We start from the raw sequence: 14,940 nt of genomic DNA on the forward strand, positions 1-14,940 counted from the left end.
TCGTACCCTGTGTCAGGCGCGCGCCCTCCAGGCCGCGACCTCGGCCCTGGCAAGGTCGGCGGCGACCCCGATGTAGGTGGCCGGCGTGAGTGCCGCCAGCCGCGCTGCGTCCTCGTCCGGCAGGCCCAGGCCCGCCACGAAGGACTGCAGCTCCGCCTGATCGACCCGGTGGCCGCGCGTGAGCTCCTTGAGCTTCTCGTAGGGATTGTCCATTCCGGGCACGCCCTTGAGGAAGGCCGCGCGCATGACCGACTGGATCGCCTCGGCCAGCACCTCCCAGTTGTGGTCCAGGTCCGCATCCAGCGCGGCCGTGTTGATGTCCAGGCGGACCAGGCCCTTGACCAGGTTGTTCAGCGCCAGCAGCGAATGCCCGAAGGCCACGCCGATGTTGCGCTGCGTGGTCGAATCGGTCAGGTCGCGCTGCATCCGGCTGGTCACCAGGGTCTCGCCCAGCGTGTCCAGTAGCGAGCAGCTGATCTCCAGGTTCGCCTCGGCGTTCTCGAAGCGGATCGGGTTGACCTTGTGCGGCATCGTTGAGGAGCCGGTGGCGCCCTCGACCGGGATCTGCTTGAAGTAGTTCATGGAGATGTAGGTCCACATGTCCGTGGCCAGGTTGTGGGCGATCCGGTTGAACCGGGCCACATCCGCGTACAGCTCCGCCTGCCAGTCGTGCGACTCGATCTGCGTGGTCAGCAGGTTGAAGGTCAGGCCCAGCTTGTCCTCGACGAAGGACTTCGCCACCGCCGGCCAGTCCACGCCGGGGGCTGCCACCACGTGGGCGGCGTAGGTGCCGGTGGCGCCGTTGATCTTGCCCAGGAATTCGGTCCCGGCGATGCGCGCGTGCTGGCGGGCCAGGCGGCGCAGCGTCACCGCGATCTCCTTGCCCATCGTGGTGGGCGTGGCCGGCTGCCCGTGCGTGTGCGCCAGCATGGGGGTTTCGGCCAGCTCATCGGCCATCGCGGCCAGCTGGTCGATCAGCTTGGCCGCCGCCGGCAGCCAGACGTCCTGCACCGCGCCCTTGATGCCCAGGGCGTAGGACAGGTTGTTGATGTCCTCGGAGGTGCAGCAGAAGTGCACCAGTTCGCTCAGGTCGTCCGCGCCGATCTGGCTCAGCGCTTCCTTGATCGCGTATTCGACGGCCTTGACGTCGTGGACGGTGACCGCTTCGAAGGTCGCCAGCTGGGCGATCGTCTCCGCGTCGAAGGCCTCGGCCCAGTCGCGCAGCTGCTGCTTCTCATCGTCGAGCAGCGCGCGCACCCCCGGTACAACACCCTGTTCATTCAGGTGGATGAACCATTCGACCTCCACATGGATGCGGTCGCGGTTGAGCGCCGCCTCGGACAGATAGTCCACCAGGGGAGCAGCGTCCTTGCGGTAGCGGCCATCCAGGGGGCCGAGGGCGATGGCGGGTTCCAACTGGGCAAGAGTCACACGAGTCATGGCTCTATGTTCTCATGCCGGGGCCGGTAGGCGACCTGCGTGGGCGGGTGTGGGGGGTCGCCGGGCTCGGGTTGCCGTGCGGGGCCGTCGGCTCGGGCCGCCGGGCGGGTGCGCCGGGCGAGGTGACCGACGCGTCATCTGCCTGTGCATGGCCGGGCGAGTGCCGCGTCCGCCGGCTGTGGACGCCGCGCGGTTGTCCACAGGACGGTTTCAGGGGCTTCCGCGCCCGAGGCCGGCGGGCTTCAGTGGGTGCATGGACACGACACATCTGGAAGCGGCCAGGGACAGCTGGCGCTCGCTGGTGATCCAGGCGCACGACCTGGCGGGCCGGGCCCTGAGCGCCGGGCACGTGCAATGGCGCTCGCGCGCAGCCGAGCACTACCGGGAATCTGTGGGCAATCGTCTGGAGCGGCTGCACCGCCTGGCCGACGCCGCCTCCGAGGTCGCAGCCGCCTACGACGCACACATCGCCGCGGTTGCGGCGGCGGGGCCTTTGACGGTGATGGCACCGGGGCTGCCGGGCGGGCCAGGTGGTTCCAGTGGGCCGGATCGTGCCGGCGGGTACGGCGTCTAGGGCGGAATCGAGCAGAACAGGCGCCCCGGAAGGACCGGGGGCCGGTGTTGGACAGGAGAGGAACCGGACATGAGGGACATCGACGATATGAACGTGGGAGGGGCCGAGGCAGTCCCGGACGAAGCCGCGCGGGAAGAAGCCGCTCGGGCCGCAGCGCAACTGGGCGGCGATCTGAAGGTGTTGGCCCAATGCCTGGCCGAACCGGAAGCCTACATTCCGCTGCGGTTGATGACCGATGCGGACTGGTTGGAGTTGATGATCGTGATCAGCGGCAACCGGGCCGGCATCCACGGCACCATCGACCGGATTCCCAGCGCTTTCGCCTCCGCACATGGGGTCGAGGACGCAGATCTGGGCAGCCTGCTGGTGCTGCGCAGCTGCGGTCTGGCCGAACTGCCCGCCGTGGTGGCTGGACTGATCGACGAGCTGGGCCGAGAGGCCGAAAGCGCCACCATTAGCGGCTGCCTGGTGGTGATCGACCCGGATGCGGACCAGGACCGGGTCGCATCCCTGAACCCACGGGCCTTCTACGACGACCCGCCCTGGGAGGAACCGGCGCGGGCCGCACCGCAGTGGGGACAGCGGCCTGTGGGCGGTTCCGCGGTCTCGGTTCTGGCCGCCGATTTCGAATTGGAGCCGCTGATCGTCCACGGCTGCGATGACTGTCCCCATGGACTGTCATTGGCCGTCGAGTTCATTCCGTCCGGTTCCGCCTTCGCCGGAGAGCTGCGCAGGCAGCTCTCCGAGGACCTCACGCGCTTCGCCCACTGGCGGGGACGGAGAGTGGAGCAGGGCGGCCGGCCCGGTCAGCGGGGGAGTGCGGCCGATGGGCGGTCTGCCACGTGGGGCGAACCGGGGCCGGGGAGTGCGTGGCAATGAGCTGGGTACAGGTCAGAGGCGGCGCCGGATCGGTCAGTGCCCGGCTCGATGACCTGGACGCCGTGGCGGACCTCCTGGGCGATGTGGCCTCCGAACTGTCCGGGCTGGCGGGGCGCGCCGCCTGGGCCGACCTGAACCCCTTGGAGGACCTCAGCGCGATCGCCTCGCCGGGCACCTTCGCCAGGGTCCAGGCGGCCAAGGCCACCTTCACCGCGCACAGTGCCGGCCTGGCGGCGGACTTCGTTTCCCTGGCAGGTTCCCTACGCCTGACCGCCCGAGCCTATCGGGATGCGGAGTCCCTGGTCGACGGCCTGATCGACCGGGCGCTGCGGGGTCTGGGGAATCTGGCCGGGCACGCCGCTAGAGTCGTCCTGCCGGTGGTGGGGATCAACCTGGCGGTGCCGTTGGTGGTCGGCGGGATCGGCATCGGGATGGCCGCAGGGGCCGTCATCACCGGACTGTCGTTCGTGGGCGGGACGTTCGAACCGGAGGTGGCGAAGTCCCTGATCCGTGTAGGGGCAAAGGGAGTGGGAGCCGTGGTCGGGGCTACGGGCAAGGGCCTGGAACCCGTCGGAGGCGTTGCCGGGATCTGGCTGCGCGACACAGCGGCCCGACATCCTGGCACCACCCGGACCCTCATCGAGAACCTCCTGCCAGGCTTCGTCAACGGCTTCGTGGGACTGCCGCCGGGCGTGGAACTGGGGCCCGACGGAGGCCCCGGCGGGATCCTGCCACACGACTCGCGCACACTGACCGCGCTCGCAGTGGCCACCGCGCGCCGGATGGGTCTGCTGGGAGACACCGGGGTCCGGGTCGACAAGGTCTACGAGGACAGCCGCGCCGGGGCCATGGTGGATGCCGCGGGGGTCGGGGCAGCCGCGGGCATCGCAGCGGGCGCGGTAGTCGGTGGGAGCGGAGTGGGCCGGATAGCGGGTGCAGGTCCGGCCTCGGGCGCTGCAGGTCCGGCCTCAGCCGGGGGAGCCGGCGGGGCAACGGGCGCCGGCGGGACCCGGGCACCGGGGAACGCGCGGGAACTATTCAACCGGTCCCGTGCGACGAACCCCGAGGGCGTGGACAACGGGCGTGTGCGCGTCGAGGAGTACCGCGGGGCCGACGGGCGCAAGCGCTTCATCGTCTACCTGCCGGGCACCACGGAATGGAGCGCGCGCCCGGCCCGGGCCGGCTCCGACCTGAAGACGAACGCGCAGGGAGTCCTGGGCCGCGACACCGCGATGCACAAAGCGGTGCGCACCGCGCTGCGGGATTCGGGCGCCGGCCGCGACGACCAGATCCTGCTCACCGGCTTCTCCCAAGGCGGGATCATCGCGCAGTCCCTGGCCTCGGATCCGGAGTTCGCCGGGGACTACGACGTGCGCGGGGTGCTCACGGCCGGATCGCCCACCTCGGACTTCGCACCGGCCGATGCCAAGGTGCTGGCCGTCGAACACTCCGATGACATCGTGCCGAACCTGGACGGGGATCGGAATCCGGACGCGGCGAACTGGACGACACTGACGGTCGAGCGTGACGGGGAGGCCGCCGGGGACCCGGGGAGCTCACACAGCCGGGATGAGTACGAGCGCTCGCTGGAACGCCTGCAGGAGGCGGGCCAACAGGATCTGGCCGACTGGGAGGAGGACATGGGTGACTTCTTCACCGGCGAGCGCGTGGCCACCCGCGACTACGAAGCCGTCCGCACCCCGGGGTGAGGTGGTAGCTGAAAACTGTAGGCCTTGTTTTGTGGCCCGACTTTTGGGAGACTGAGGACGAGTGAGGAGTGCCAATGGGCATCCAATTCACCACGAGTGCTGACCGCCATGGGATCGCTCATGAGGATGCGATTTACGCGATGATTCACAGCACCGGGACAGAGTCCGTTGCTAGTGCAAAGAGCCTGCCTACCCGAGTGTTCGTCGGGCACCCGCATTCGCAAACCGAGCGGTACATAGAAGTTGTAGCCAGTGTTTTGGGTGCTGACATAGTCATATTCCATGTCATGGAACTATCGGACCTCTATCGACATTTGAGGTAGAGGTGCTCGGACAGATGAGACGTCCGACGCTCTGTAGGAAAGGAAGGCAAAGGCCGATGGTAGAGAATGAGGATGAGTTTTTCGGCGCTCTGGCTGATGCGGCCCAAGCGGGCGAACTCAAGCCCTTAGGGGATGCGGTCCATCGTGACGGCTCTCGTATTGCCCCTGAGCTGAGTGTCGAAGACGCGGTCTGGGTGTCGATGGGGCGTCCGAGGCTTTCGGCGGGCAGTAAGGCGGCGACCACGAAGACGTGGAAGGTGCGGGCGCCGGAAGCGTTGGATGAAGCAGTACACGATGTTGCGAGGGGGCGGGGTATGAGCCTGTCGGAGTACATCCGCTTGGCTGTTGTGGCACAGGTTGCGCGCGACCGCCGGGCGGGGTGAGATGGGCACCCGGTCAGCGGCGGCCTCGGGCCCGGGGAAGCGGGGCCGCCGGGGCCGGAAACGGTACCCGCAACGGTACCCGCAACGGTACCCGCAACGGTACCCGGGTTGGTACTCGCGCGCTCTGGTCAGAACCGTTTTCCGGGGGTTTTCCCGAACGATTGTTCGGGCTCACAAAGGGGCCACTTCCCGGCTGTTCGGAAAAATAATCCAACGTCCTACAAAAGTAGGGTAGAACCCGGTAATCGGACGGTGTGGGGAACTATCGCCCACCGGTGGCCGCCGAGGGGCCTGGTGCGTTAATCTGTATCAATATGTGACATGCATAACCAGGACGTCGGCCCACAGGCTACGGCGCCCACCCCATCCGATGGTGGCTGCAAACCAGACGCCATCCCTACGTGAGGAGAACGGTATGACATCGAACATGATCGGGACGAAGGAGTCCATATTGGATCACGACCCGACGATGGTTCAGATGCTCACCCCGGAAGGTCAGCGAGTCGACGGCGGTTCGTACGAACGCTACGTCGCGGACTTAACGGACGCGGACCTGCGCGGACTCTACCGCGATATGGCGCTGATCCGCCGGGTCGATGCGGAGGGCAATGCTCTGCAGCGCCAGGGTCAGCTGGGCCTCTGGGCGCCACTGCTGGGCCAGGAGGCCGCCCAGATCGGCCTGGGCCACGCGATGCGCAATCAGGACTTCGTCTTCCCCACCTACCGTGAACACGGCCTGGCCTGGTGCCGCGGGCTGCGCCCGGAGACGATCTTCGAGATGTACCGCGGGCAGAACCACGCCGGCTGGGACCCGCAGGCCTACAACTTCCACACCTACACGATCGTCATCGGCGCCCAGATGCTGCAGGCCACCGGCTACGCCATGGGCATCTCGCTGGACGGGGACGTGGGCACCGGCGACCCGGACCGCGACGCGGTGGCCATCGCCTGCTGTGGCGACGGTGCCACCAGCCAGGGCGAGGTGTCCGAGGCCCTGAACTTCGCCTCGACCTTCCACGCCCCCACCCTGTTCTTCATCCAGAACAACCAGTGGGCCATCTCCGAACCGAACTCGGTGGAGATGAACGCGCCTCTGTTCACCCGCGGCACCGGGTTCGGCGTGCCCGGCACCCGCGTGGACGGCAACGACATCCTGGCGATGTACGCCGTGGCCAAAGCGAACCTGGACGACATCCGCGCGGGCAATGGCCCCCGCCTGCTGGAGGCCTTCACCTACCGGATGGGCGCCCACACCACCGCCGACGACCCGACCAAGTACCGGTCGGACGCGCTGACGGAATCGTGGGCCGCCAAGGACCCGATCGTGCGCTTCAAGACCTACCTGGAGACCGAGGCGGTCCACCGGTCCCCGGCCGCCGCAGCCGAACTTGCAGACTTCTTCGCCTCGGTCGAACGCGAGGCCGACGCCCTGGCCGCCCACATCCGCGAGGCCGTTATGGCCATGCCCAAACCGCCGGTGAGCGACATCTTCGACTACGTGTTCGAAGAACCCCACCCACTGATCGAAGAGGAGAAGCGGGAGTACATGGCCTACCTCGACGGCTTCGCCGAGGACCTGGAGGCTGACGCCCGATGACCACCACCGCAACTACCCCGGCTGCAACGGAACCTGCTGCAGTCAACCCGGCGGGGGCCTCGGCCCTGGGAATCGCGGCCAGGGCCAACGGCCACGAGCCCGACATCACCACGATGCCCCTGTCCAAGGGCATCACCGCCGGCCTGCGCAAGGCGCTGGAAAACGACCCCAAGGTCCTGCTGATCGGTGAGGACGTCGGCAAGCTGGGCGGCGTGTTCCGCGTGACCGAGGGCCTGCAGAAGGACTTCGGCGATCACCGCGTCATCGACTCCCCGCTGGCGGAGGCCGGCATCGTCGGCACCTCGATCGGCATGGCGGTCCGCGGCTACAAGCCCGTCATTGAAATCCAGTTCGACGCCTTCATCTATCCCGCATACAGCCAGATCGTCACCCAGCTGGCCAAACTGCACAATCGCACCCGCGGCGCCGAGAAGATGCCGGTGGTCATCCGCGTGCCCTTCGGCGGCGGCATCGGGTCCCCCGAACACCACTCGGAATCCCCGGAGACCGTCTTCGCCCACCACGCAGGACTGAAGATCATCAGCCCGTCGAACGCGCACGACGCCTACTGGATGATCCAGGAGGCCATTGCCAGCCCCGACCCGGTCATGTTCTTCGAACCCAAGCGCCGTTACTGGCTCAAGGGCGAAGTCGACAGGGCGAATCGCGGTCTGGACGGCTGGCACGCCCAGGTGGTCAGCCCCGGCACCGACGTCACCCTGGTGGCCTACGGACCCACCATGCCGCAGGCGCAGGACGCAGTGGCCGCCGCGCGCGAAGAGGGCACCAGCGTCGAACTGATCGACCTGCGCAGCCTCAACCCCATCGACTTCGCCACCATCGAGGCCTCGGTGAAGAAGACCGGCCGCCTGGTGGTTCTGCACGAGGGTGCTGTGTTCTTGGGCCTGGGCTCGGAGATTGCCGCGCGCATCACCGAACGCTGCTTCTACCACCTGGAGGCCCCCGTCATCCGCGTGGGCGGCTTCCACACTCCCTACCCCGGATCCAAGCTGGAGGAGAATTACCTGCCCGACCTGGACCGGGTCCTGCACGGCGTCGACCGGGCACTGGCCTACTGATTCGGAGGGTAGAGGGAATATGAGCACTCTTTTCGCGCTGCCCGATGTGGGCGAGGGACTGACCGAGGCCGACATCGTCGCATGGAAGGTCGCCCCGGGCGATACCGTGACGGTCAACCAGGTGCTGGTTGAAATCGAGACGGCCAAATCGCTGGTCGAACTGCCCAGCCCGCAGGCGGGCGTGATCACCGGGCTGCTGGTGAACGAGGGCCAGACCGTCGAGGTCGGCACCCCCATCGTCGAATTCGACGGCGGGACCGGTGCGGCCCCCGGTGGATCCGGTACCGCCGGCACTACCGGCGCCGAGGCCCCCGCCGGTTCCGCTGCAGTCACGGCCGCCGCCGTGGTCGGGGCGGCCGCTGGTGCGGCGCCCGGCACCGCAGCCGGAGCGGCGGCAGTGGCGCCGGCCGAAGCCGGAGACGGCCCCAATCTGGTGGGCTACGGTTCCAAGGCCGGTTCCAAGAAGCGCAGGCCCCGCAAGGCGGGCGCCCCTGTCGCTGGTGCTGCGACCGCGGTGTCGGCCGGCGCAGCCGCACCTGCTGCTGCCGCTCCGCTCGCCGCGGCTTTACCGGCTGCCGGCGCGCAGAGCCAGGCACTCGCGCAGAACCCGGCGGGGACCTCGGCCACGGCTGCAGGGTCCACCGGGTCTCGGCCGCTGGCCAAGCCGCCGGTGCGCAAGGCCGCCAAGGACGCGGGCGTCGACCTGTCGCTGATCACCCCGACCGGCGCCCATGGCGAGGTCACCCGGGCCGACTTCGAAGCCTTCCTGGCAGGCGGCGCTGCGGGCGCGACCTCCGGGCCGGTTGCCGCGGCGGGCGCAGGAACAGCGGGAGCGGCTGGGGCCTCGGCCACGGTGGGCGGACCGGCCGTCGGCCAGAGCGCCGCGCGCGATGCGAACCCGGCCGAGCTGCAGGAGCGCATGCCGTTCAAGGGCGTCACGAAGTTCATGGCGCAGGCGATGGCGACCTCGGCGTTCACCGCGCCCCACGTCACGGAATTCCTCGAGGTCGATGCCACGGGCACGATGGACTTCGTCCGCACGCTCAAGGCCGGCAAGGTCCTGGGCGAGGGCGTCAAGGTCACGCCGCTGCTGGTCGTCGCACGCGCCGTCATCTGGGCGGCGCTGCGCAATCCGCGGATCAACTCGTGCTTCGACGGCGATGACATCCTCATCAAGCACTACATCAACTTGGGCATCGCCGCGGCGACCCCGCGCGGGCTGATCGTGCCGAACATCAAGCGCGCGGACGCACTGGGCCTGGAGGACCTGGCCCGCGAGCTGCGCGCGCTGACGAACACGGCGCGTGAGGGCAGGACGACTCCCGCGGCGCAGGCCGGCGGCACGATCACGATCACCAATGTGGGCGTGTTCGGCGTGGACACGGGCACCCCGATCATCAACCCCGGTGAGGCCGCGATCGTGGCCTTCGGGGCGATCAAGCAGAAGCCCTGGGTGGTCGATGGGCAGTTGGCCGTCCGCGAGGTCACCACCCTGGCGGTGTCGGCGGATCACCGGCTGGTCGACGGCGAGGTCATCTCGAAGTTCCTGGCCGATCTGGGCCGGGCCGTCGAGGACCCGCGCATCATGCTGCTGTAGGGCCGGGCCGGGCCGGGCTAATTCGGTTCCGTTCGGGCTGCTCGCAACTTGTTGCTGTCTGTTTCAGATTCCACTGTTTAAACAGTGGAATCTGAAACAGACAGCAACATGACTTGTGGGCGCCCTCACTCCAGGTCACCCACCTGTGGATGGAAATCACGTTATCCACAGGTGAACATCATCCTCTTTCAATGATCGTCCATTGTTGCCACGATCGTTTCATGTATAACGTCGTATCGCGTCAAACGCTTATCAATGCACAGTTCGGGGTGCGGGACATCTACTCGGCGGCGAGGTGCTGCATGAGGACTGTGGCGTCTGGAACGTTCGCAGTCGTCCGGGCCTGTGCCGATCCGCGTCATGCGCCCTTCCAGGCTTGGATCGATGCTCCGGAACTCCTGGAGAGTCCCGAACTCAGCGAGCAGCAGGCCAGGGCGTTGGTCTATGAGCAGAGGACCAAACACCACTTGGGACGTCTCGCAGAGTACGGGCTGCTCGACGGCCAGGTGCTCAGCCACTATTCCGCTGCCGCCGCCCAGCGCATTCCGCTGGCGGACGGTCACCTGGAACGCATCTCCATATCCGATCCGGTGCGCCCGGCTGCGTCGACGACGCGATTGCAAAGACGCAAGCGCCAGGTTCCGGAGGACTTCGTGCACAGTTCCTGCATCGACCTGCTCGGCATCCCGATGACCAATCCCATCTGGACAGTGGCGGACCTGCTGCGCGACGCGGACCCACTGCAGGGCTTCATCGCCGCAGACGCCTACATCGGCGGGCGCTCCGATCCTGAGGCCGGCGTCCTGCACCGGTACCCGCAGCTCTACGCGAACTGGCGGCCGCCCGTGGCGGTGCCCCAAGCCGGCGTCGGGTATCCGGGACTGCGGGCTCGGCACCATGAGGACTTCGCCAACCGCAGGGCCCGGTTGCACGAGGTCCTTGGCATGCTGGAGGACCTGGCCGGCACCTACGGGATGAAGCGGGCCCGCCGGCTGGCGGATTGGGCCAGCGGTCTGGCGGAATCCCCCTTGGAGAGTCTGACCGCGCTGGCCCTGCACCGGCTGGGCATTCACGACTTCGTCCAGCAGATCGTCTTCGTCGCTGACAACGGGTGGAACCATTACCGGGTGGATTTCCTCATCGAGTCCCTGGGCCTCATCGTCGAGGCCGACGGCTGGTCCAAATACACAGATCAGGATGACATCCGTCGAGAGAAGTACGGTCAGGATTATCTGCAGCGCTACTACCGTGTGGTCCGCGTCGAATGGGCCGATGTCGCGGGCCTGGCCGCAGGACCGGGTGCAGGGCCGGGTGCCCGGCGATTCGGCGCCCCTGGTGCCCTGCGGTCTGAGGGGTCCGGCAGGGGATTGCGCGCCAAATTGCGCCGAGTCGGCGTGCTGGTGTGAACCCGGAAATCATTGGAGCGATTGTTTCAGAATCCACCGTACGAACAGTGGAATCTGAAATAGAGGGTCCACTGATGGGCGGCCCGCAACAGACGTAGGTATCCCTGAATTACGGGATGGAAAGGATTTGCGGAGCTGGATAAGCGCTGAGTAGGGTGAGTGAGAGTGTTCACAATGGAAGGATGATGCGGCGTGACATCTCCGTTCGACCACAATCAGCACGGCTCGCAGGGGAGCTGGCCGGGAGCCGCCGCGCCCTTCGGACAGAGCGCCGGTAATCCTGCGGCACCGGGCCAATCGCCCTTCGGCCCCGGATCCGCCGGCCAGGGCCCAGGAGCGCAGAGCCCAGGAGCCCAGAGCCCTGTCGGTCAAGTACCCGCAGGGCAGAACCCCTTCGGCCAACAGGGCTCTACCCAACAGGGCGCTACCCCGCAGACCCCCGATTCCCCCTTCTCCGCCCAGCATCCCCAGGGCGGCGCTTTCGACCAGGACTTCAGCTTCGCCGGGCCCCCACTGGTCCTCCTCTACATCTCCGCGGGCCTGGCCGTCGTCGGGATCGTCCTGGCGCTGCTGCCCTGGAATTGGTTGGCGCCCATCGGCTGGTTGCTGGCCGGGCCCGGCGCCCTGCTGACCCTGGGTCGGTTCAGCGCGGTGGACACGCGCAACCGGGCCTCGGGCCTCTACGCCTTCAAGCCCCTGGCAGGTCCCCTGTACTGGACTGCCGCGGGGATCGCGGTAGTGGGAATCATCGTGACGGCGCTGTTCACCGCCTTCTGGATCGGACGGATGTGATGGGAAGACCAGTCATGGGCAGACGCCTGAGCACTCTGGCGGGCAAGACCACCCGGCTGCTGGCGGCCTCGGCACTGCTGCTGGGCCTGAGCAGTCTGGGCACGGCCGCGAACGCTGCCACCGCAAGCGCACCGGAGGCCGCCGCCCCCGCCGCATCCCCGGCGACACCGGCCAACCCCGCCACCGCGAACGCCGCCCCCGCCCACCCGATGAACACCTCGGTCGACGGTGCATCAGGCACCTCGGCGGCGGACAGCGCAACCGATGACAAGGACGCCCTGCCCCTGCCCGAACAGTTCGGCGCCTGCGTGGCCGGCGGCGGCAAGGCCGATCTGCTGCTGCTGATGGACTCATCGGGCAGCCTGCGCGACACCGACCCGAAGAACACGCGCGTCAAGGCCACGCTGAAGCTGCTCGACCGGCTGGCCGACGACCCGAAGACGGAACTCAACGTCGCGCTGAGCACCTTCGCCCACGACTACCAGCGGGAACGCGATTGGACCCGGATCAACGGCCGGGCCGACGCGGAATCGATGAGCAACTCCGTTCAGGACCTGGACAAGCGCACCGACGGCATCGACACCGACTACTGGACCGCGCTGGATTCGGCGCACAAGCAGCTGGCCGAACGGACCTCGGCGGATGAGAAGGACGCCGGGAAGGACAGCTCGGACAACCCGGCCGGCGGCAAGAACGCGCACTGCCAGGCGATCGTCTGGCTCTCCGACGGCGAAATGGACATCCAGCAGCGCGACGCGGCCACCGCCTCCAAATACGGCAAGCGCAAGGCCTACGCCAAGGACGCCGACCTCAAGACCGACAAGGGCGTCAAGGCGGCGGAAGCAGCCGCGCAGAAGGACATCTGCCGCTCCGGCGGCCTGGCCGACCAGGTGCGCTCGGCCAAGATCGCGATGTTCGGCGTCGGCCTGGGCAAGGACGGCAAGACCTTCGATTTGATGCGCTCGATCGTCGAGGGCAAGGACTCAGGCGGACAGACCTGCGGCAAACTCGTCGACCCCCGACCGGGCGACTTCTACCTGGCCGATGACATCGACGACCTACTACTGGCCTTCGACAAAATCTCCGGCCTGGGCTCCACCGTGGTCCGCCAGGACAAGGGCGTGTGCGCCGACGGCAAGTTCTGCACCAAGCAGTCCCACCAGTTCGTGCTCGACGCCAGCACCCCGCAGGTCGACGCCTTCGCCACCGTGGACAACGACCACGTGGGCGCCATCATCATGGGCCCCGACGGCAAGAACGTGAAGCTCGACCAGGCCGATTCTGCCAAGGACATCACCGTCAGCGGCAACCGCCTGCACTACGAGTGGGACACCTCCGAGGGCACCAGCCTGTCGTTCAAGCTCGACGGCGCGGATGGCAAACAGGTGGGCGTGTGGCGCTTCGCCTTCGTGGCCGAGGACGATTCGGCCAATAACGCACAGAGCCATTCGAACCTGCACATCGAACCGGCGCTCAAGCCGGTCTGGCACTCGAAGAAGTTCCCCGACCCCACCAAGGCGGAATTCCGTTCCGGCCAGGACCTGTCCGATGTGAGCTTCGGGTTCTCCGACCGCGACGGCAAGCCCGTATCCGCCTCCGACATCCGCGGGACCGGTACCTTCTCCGCGGTGTTCACCGATGCCAAGTCGGTGCCCCACACCCTGGCGCAGACCGCGAAGTTCGCAGACCTGGGCTCGAAGACCTATACCTGGCCGATGCAGGACGCGCCGACCGGTGCGGGCCACCTGCAGATGTCCCTGGCCCTGACCACGGCTTCGGCCCCCGATCCCGCGAACAAGGGCAAGACCGTGGCCGGCACCAAGCTGGGCGTGGTCGCGGTGACCCAGGACGTCAACGTGCAGGCCCCGGCGAACTACCCGTCGGTGCCCACCAAGGTGGACTTCGGCCAGGCCGAGGGCAGTGTCGACTTGCATGCGGCCCTGCCGGTGACCGGCGAGGGCTGTGCCTGGGTCGAACCGGGCAAGACGAACATCGCCGCGGCCCCCGAGGAACTCACCGGCGCGCAGGTCGGTGCCCAGGCCAATGGTAAGGACTCCTGCGTCTCCGGTGGGAACGAACTCCCCGTGGACCTGAAGTCGGATCAGACCGGCAACGGCACGGTCTCCGGCACCTTCACCGTGATGCTGGCACCGGCTGACGGCAAGGGCGATCCGACCCCCGTCGAGGTCTCCTTCAGCGCCGGCATCAGCAAGCCGCTGAACCTGGTGAACTTCTGGCTGGTGCTCGTGTGTGCCCTGGTCCTGGGCCCCGGCATCCCGCTGGCGCTCATGTACCTCATCAAGTGGCTGGGCGCCCGGATCCCGGCACAGCCCCTGGTGGTGGTGCGCGCGCCCGTGCAGATCACCGCAACCGAGGTCCAGCGCGAGGGCTCCCGCTTCGCCTTCAGCGCCGCGGATCTGCGCGGCACCGTGCCCGTGGACCCGCAGGGGGCCAGGCAGCTCGACGCGGCCGGCGTGACCCTGCGGACCCGGATCGGCGCCTCGCCCCTGGGCGTGGGCTACACCGCGGTCGAGGTCCCAGAGGGCACGTACACCGCGGCGGCCTCGGCGCCGGGCAAGTCGCCCGCACGCCTGCCCCTGGCGGTGCACGGTCAGTGGCTGCTGCTGCGCACGGCGGGTGCGCCGGCGGACACCGCCGAGCTGCTGGTGCTGCTGCCGGCGAGCTGGCCGGATGCCAAGCGGCAGGAGTTGGAGGCCCAGATCAATCGCGAGGCCCACGACCTCTACGCCTCCCTGCCCGCCGAGGCGCAGGCCGCAGCCGGTGGTGGCACCGATCCGAACAACCCCTGGGCCCAGAGCGGGCCGGCGGGCCCGCAGGACAATCCGTTCGCGCAGACCGACCCGTTCGTGCAGACCGCCGTATCCGGCGGTGCGGCGCCCTGGCCACAGCCGGGTCAGGGCACTCCGCCGGGACAGCCGAGCGCACCGCCGCAGCCGCCCGCGCCCCCGCAACCGCCGGCGCGCCCGCCACAGGCTCCCGGCAACCCGTCGCAGCCGGGCACGCCTCCACAGCCCGGCACGCCTCCGCAACCGGGCAATCAACCCGGGCAGCAGAACCCGTGGGGAGACGCCTCATGGTGATGCCCACCCCGCGCCCACACGCGGCCCCTAAGACGCACCCCGGGGTGCACCTCGACGTTA

At 68.2% G+C, this 14,940-nt stretch carries 11 protein-coding genes; 10 read left to right on the forward strand and 1 reads right to left on the reverse strand.

Going from position 1 to position 14,940, the window contains the following annotated elements:
- Nucleotides 1-12 precede the first annotated feature (12 nt).
- On the reverse strand, nt 13-1,440 hold the full coding sequence (purB, locus tag NQ038_RS08235) for an adenylosuccinate lyase (RefSeq protein ID WP_257062374.1): 1,428 nt from the start codon (nt 1,438-1,440) through the stop codon (nt 13-15).
- A gap of 253 nt (nt 1,441-1,693) precedes the next feature.
- On the opposite strand from purB, the gene NQ038_RS08240 reads away from it, so the two are divergent.
- The 10 genes from NQ038_RS08240 to NQ038_RS15430 all read left to right on the forward strand — a co-directional run bounded on the left by NQ038_RS08240 (nt 1,694) and on the right by NQ038_RS15430 (nt 14,880).
- Nucleotides 1,694-2,014, forward strand: a complete 321-nt coding sequence (locus NQ038_RS08240) for a hypothetical protein (RefSeq protein ID WP_257062375.1) — start codon at nt 1,694-1,696, stop codon at nt 2,012-2,014.
- Between the two features lie 69 nt (nt 2,015-2,083).
- Nucleotides 2,084-2,893 carry a hypothetical protein gene (locus NQ038_RS08245; RefSeq protein ID WP_257062376.1) on the forward strand — a complete coding sequence of 270 codons (810 nt, stop codon included), beginning with the start codon at nt 2,084-2,086 and terminating at the stop codon, nt 2,891-2,893.
- Entirely contained in the window at nt 2,890-4,602 is a 1,713-nt protein-coding gene (locus tag NQ038_RS08250) for a hypothetical protein (RefSeq protein WP_257062377.1), read from the forward strand. Before NQ038_RS08245 ends, NQ038_RS08250 begins: the two co-directional genes overlap by 4 nt.
- Before the next feature lie 379 nt (nt 4,603-4,981).
- Nucleotides 4,982-5,308, forward strand: coding sequence for a hypothetical protein (locus tag NQ038_RS08255; RefSeq protein ID WP_257049076.1), 327 nt, complete (start codon nt 4,982-4,984; stop codon nt 5,306-5,308).
- A 415-nt stretch (nt 5,309-5,723) separates the two neighbouring features.
- Complete coding sequence (locus NQ038_RS08260; RefSeq protein WP_257062378.1) at nt 5,724-6,905, forward strand: thiamine pyrophosphate-dependent dehydrogenase E1 component subunit alpha; 1,182 nt, start codon at nt 5,724-5,726, stop codon at nt 6,903-6,905.
- A gap of 104 nt (nt 6,906-7,009) precedes the next feature.
- Nucleotides 7,010-7,984 (forward strand): alpha-ketoacid dehydrogenase subunit beta, encoded by a 975-nt coding sequence (locus NQ038_RS08265; protein ID WP_373456795.1) that lies wholly within the window; start codon nt 7,010-7,012, stop codon nt 7,982-7,984.
- A 19-nt stretch (nt 7,985-8,003) separates the two neighbouring features.
- Nucleotides 8,004-9,581: a dihydrolipoamide acetyltransferase family protein gene (locus NQ038_RS08270; protein ID WP_257062379.1), complete on the forward strand. Its 1,578-nt coding sequence runs from the start codon at nt 8,004-8,006 to the stop codon at nt 9,579-9,581.
- Between the two features lie 302 nt (nt 9,582-9,883).
- Complete coding sequence (locus tag NQ038_RS08275) at nt 9,884-10,987, forward strand: endonuclease domain-containing protein (protein ID WP_257062381.1); 1,104 nt, start codon at nt 9,884-9,886, stop codon at nt 10,985-10,987.
- A 192-nt stretch (nt 10,988-11,179) separates the two neighbouring features.
- Complete coding sequence (locus NQ038_RS08280; RefSeq protein WP_257062382.1) at nt 11,180-11,779, forward strand: hypothetical protein; 600 nt, start codon at nt 11,180-11,182, stop codon at nt 11,777-11,779.
- Between the two features lie 14 nt (nt 11,780-11,793).
- A complete protein-coding gene (locus NQ038_RS15430; protein ID WP_306427855.1) occupies nt 11,794-14,880 on the forward strand; it encodes a VWA domain-containing protein in 3,087 nt (1,028 codons plus the stop codon).
- The last annotated feature ends 60 nt before the right edge of the window (nt 14,881-14,940 follow it).

Origin of the sequence: Brevibacterium sp. 50QC2O2 (assembly GCF_024580675.1) — a bacterium.
In the GTDB taxonomy this organism is placed as follows: Bacteria; Actinomycetota; Actinomycetes; order Actinomycetales; family Brevibacteriaceae; genus Brevibacterium; species Brevibacterium moorei.

Bases quoted from the DNA above. Each gene is read 5' to 3' on its own strand.
- NQ038_RS08250 (WP_257062377.1), top strand. From the start codon at position 2,890: ATGAGCTGGGTACAGGTCAGAGGCGGCGCCGGATCGGTCAGTGCCCGG.
- NQ038_RS08270 (WP_257062379.1), top strand. From the start codon at position 8,004: ATGAGCACTCTTTTCGCGCTGCCCGATGTGGGCGAGGGACTGACCGAG.
- NQ038_RS08245 (WP_257062376.1), top strand. From the start codon at position 2,084: ATGAGGGACATCGACGATATGAACGTGGGAGGGGCCGAGGCAGTCCCG.
- NQ038_RS08255 (WP_257049076.1), top strand. From the start codon at position 4,982: ATGGTAGAGAATGAGGATGAGTTTTTCGGCGCTCTGGCTGATGCGGCC.
- NQ038_RS08275 (WP_257062381.1), top strand. From the start codon at position 9,884: ATGAGGACTGTGGCGTCTGGAACGTTCGCAGTCGTCCGGGCCTGTGCC.
- NQ038_RS08260 (WP_257062378.1), top strand. From the start codon at position 5,724: ATGACATCGAACATGATCGGGACGAAGGAGTCCATATTGGATCACGAC.
- purB (WP_257062374.1), bottom strand. From the start codon at position 1,440: ATGACTCGTGTGACTCTTGCCCAGTTGGAACCCGCCATCGCCCTCGGC.
- NQ038_RS15430 (WP_306427855.1), top strand. From the start codon at position 11,794: ATGGGCAGACGCCTGAGCACTCTGGCGGGCAAGACCACCCGGCTGCTG.
- NQ038_RS08240 (WP_257062375.1), top strand. From the start codon at position 1,694: ATGGACACGACACATCTGGAAGCGGCCAGGGACAGCTGGCGCTCGCTG.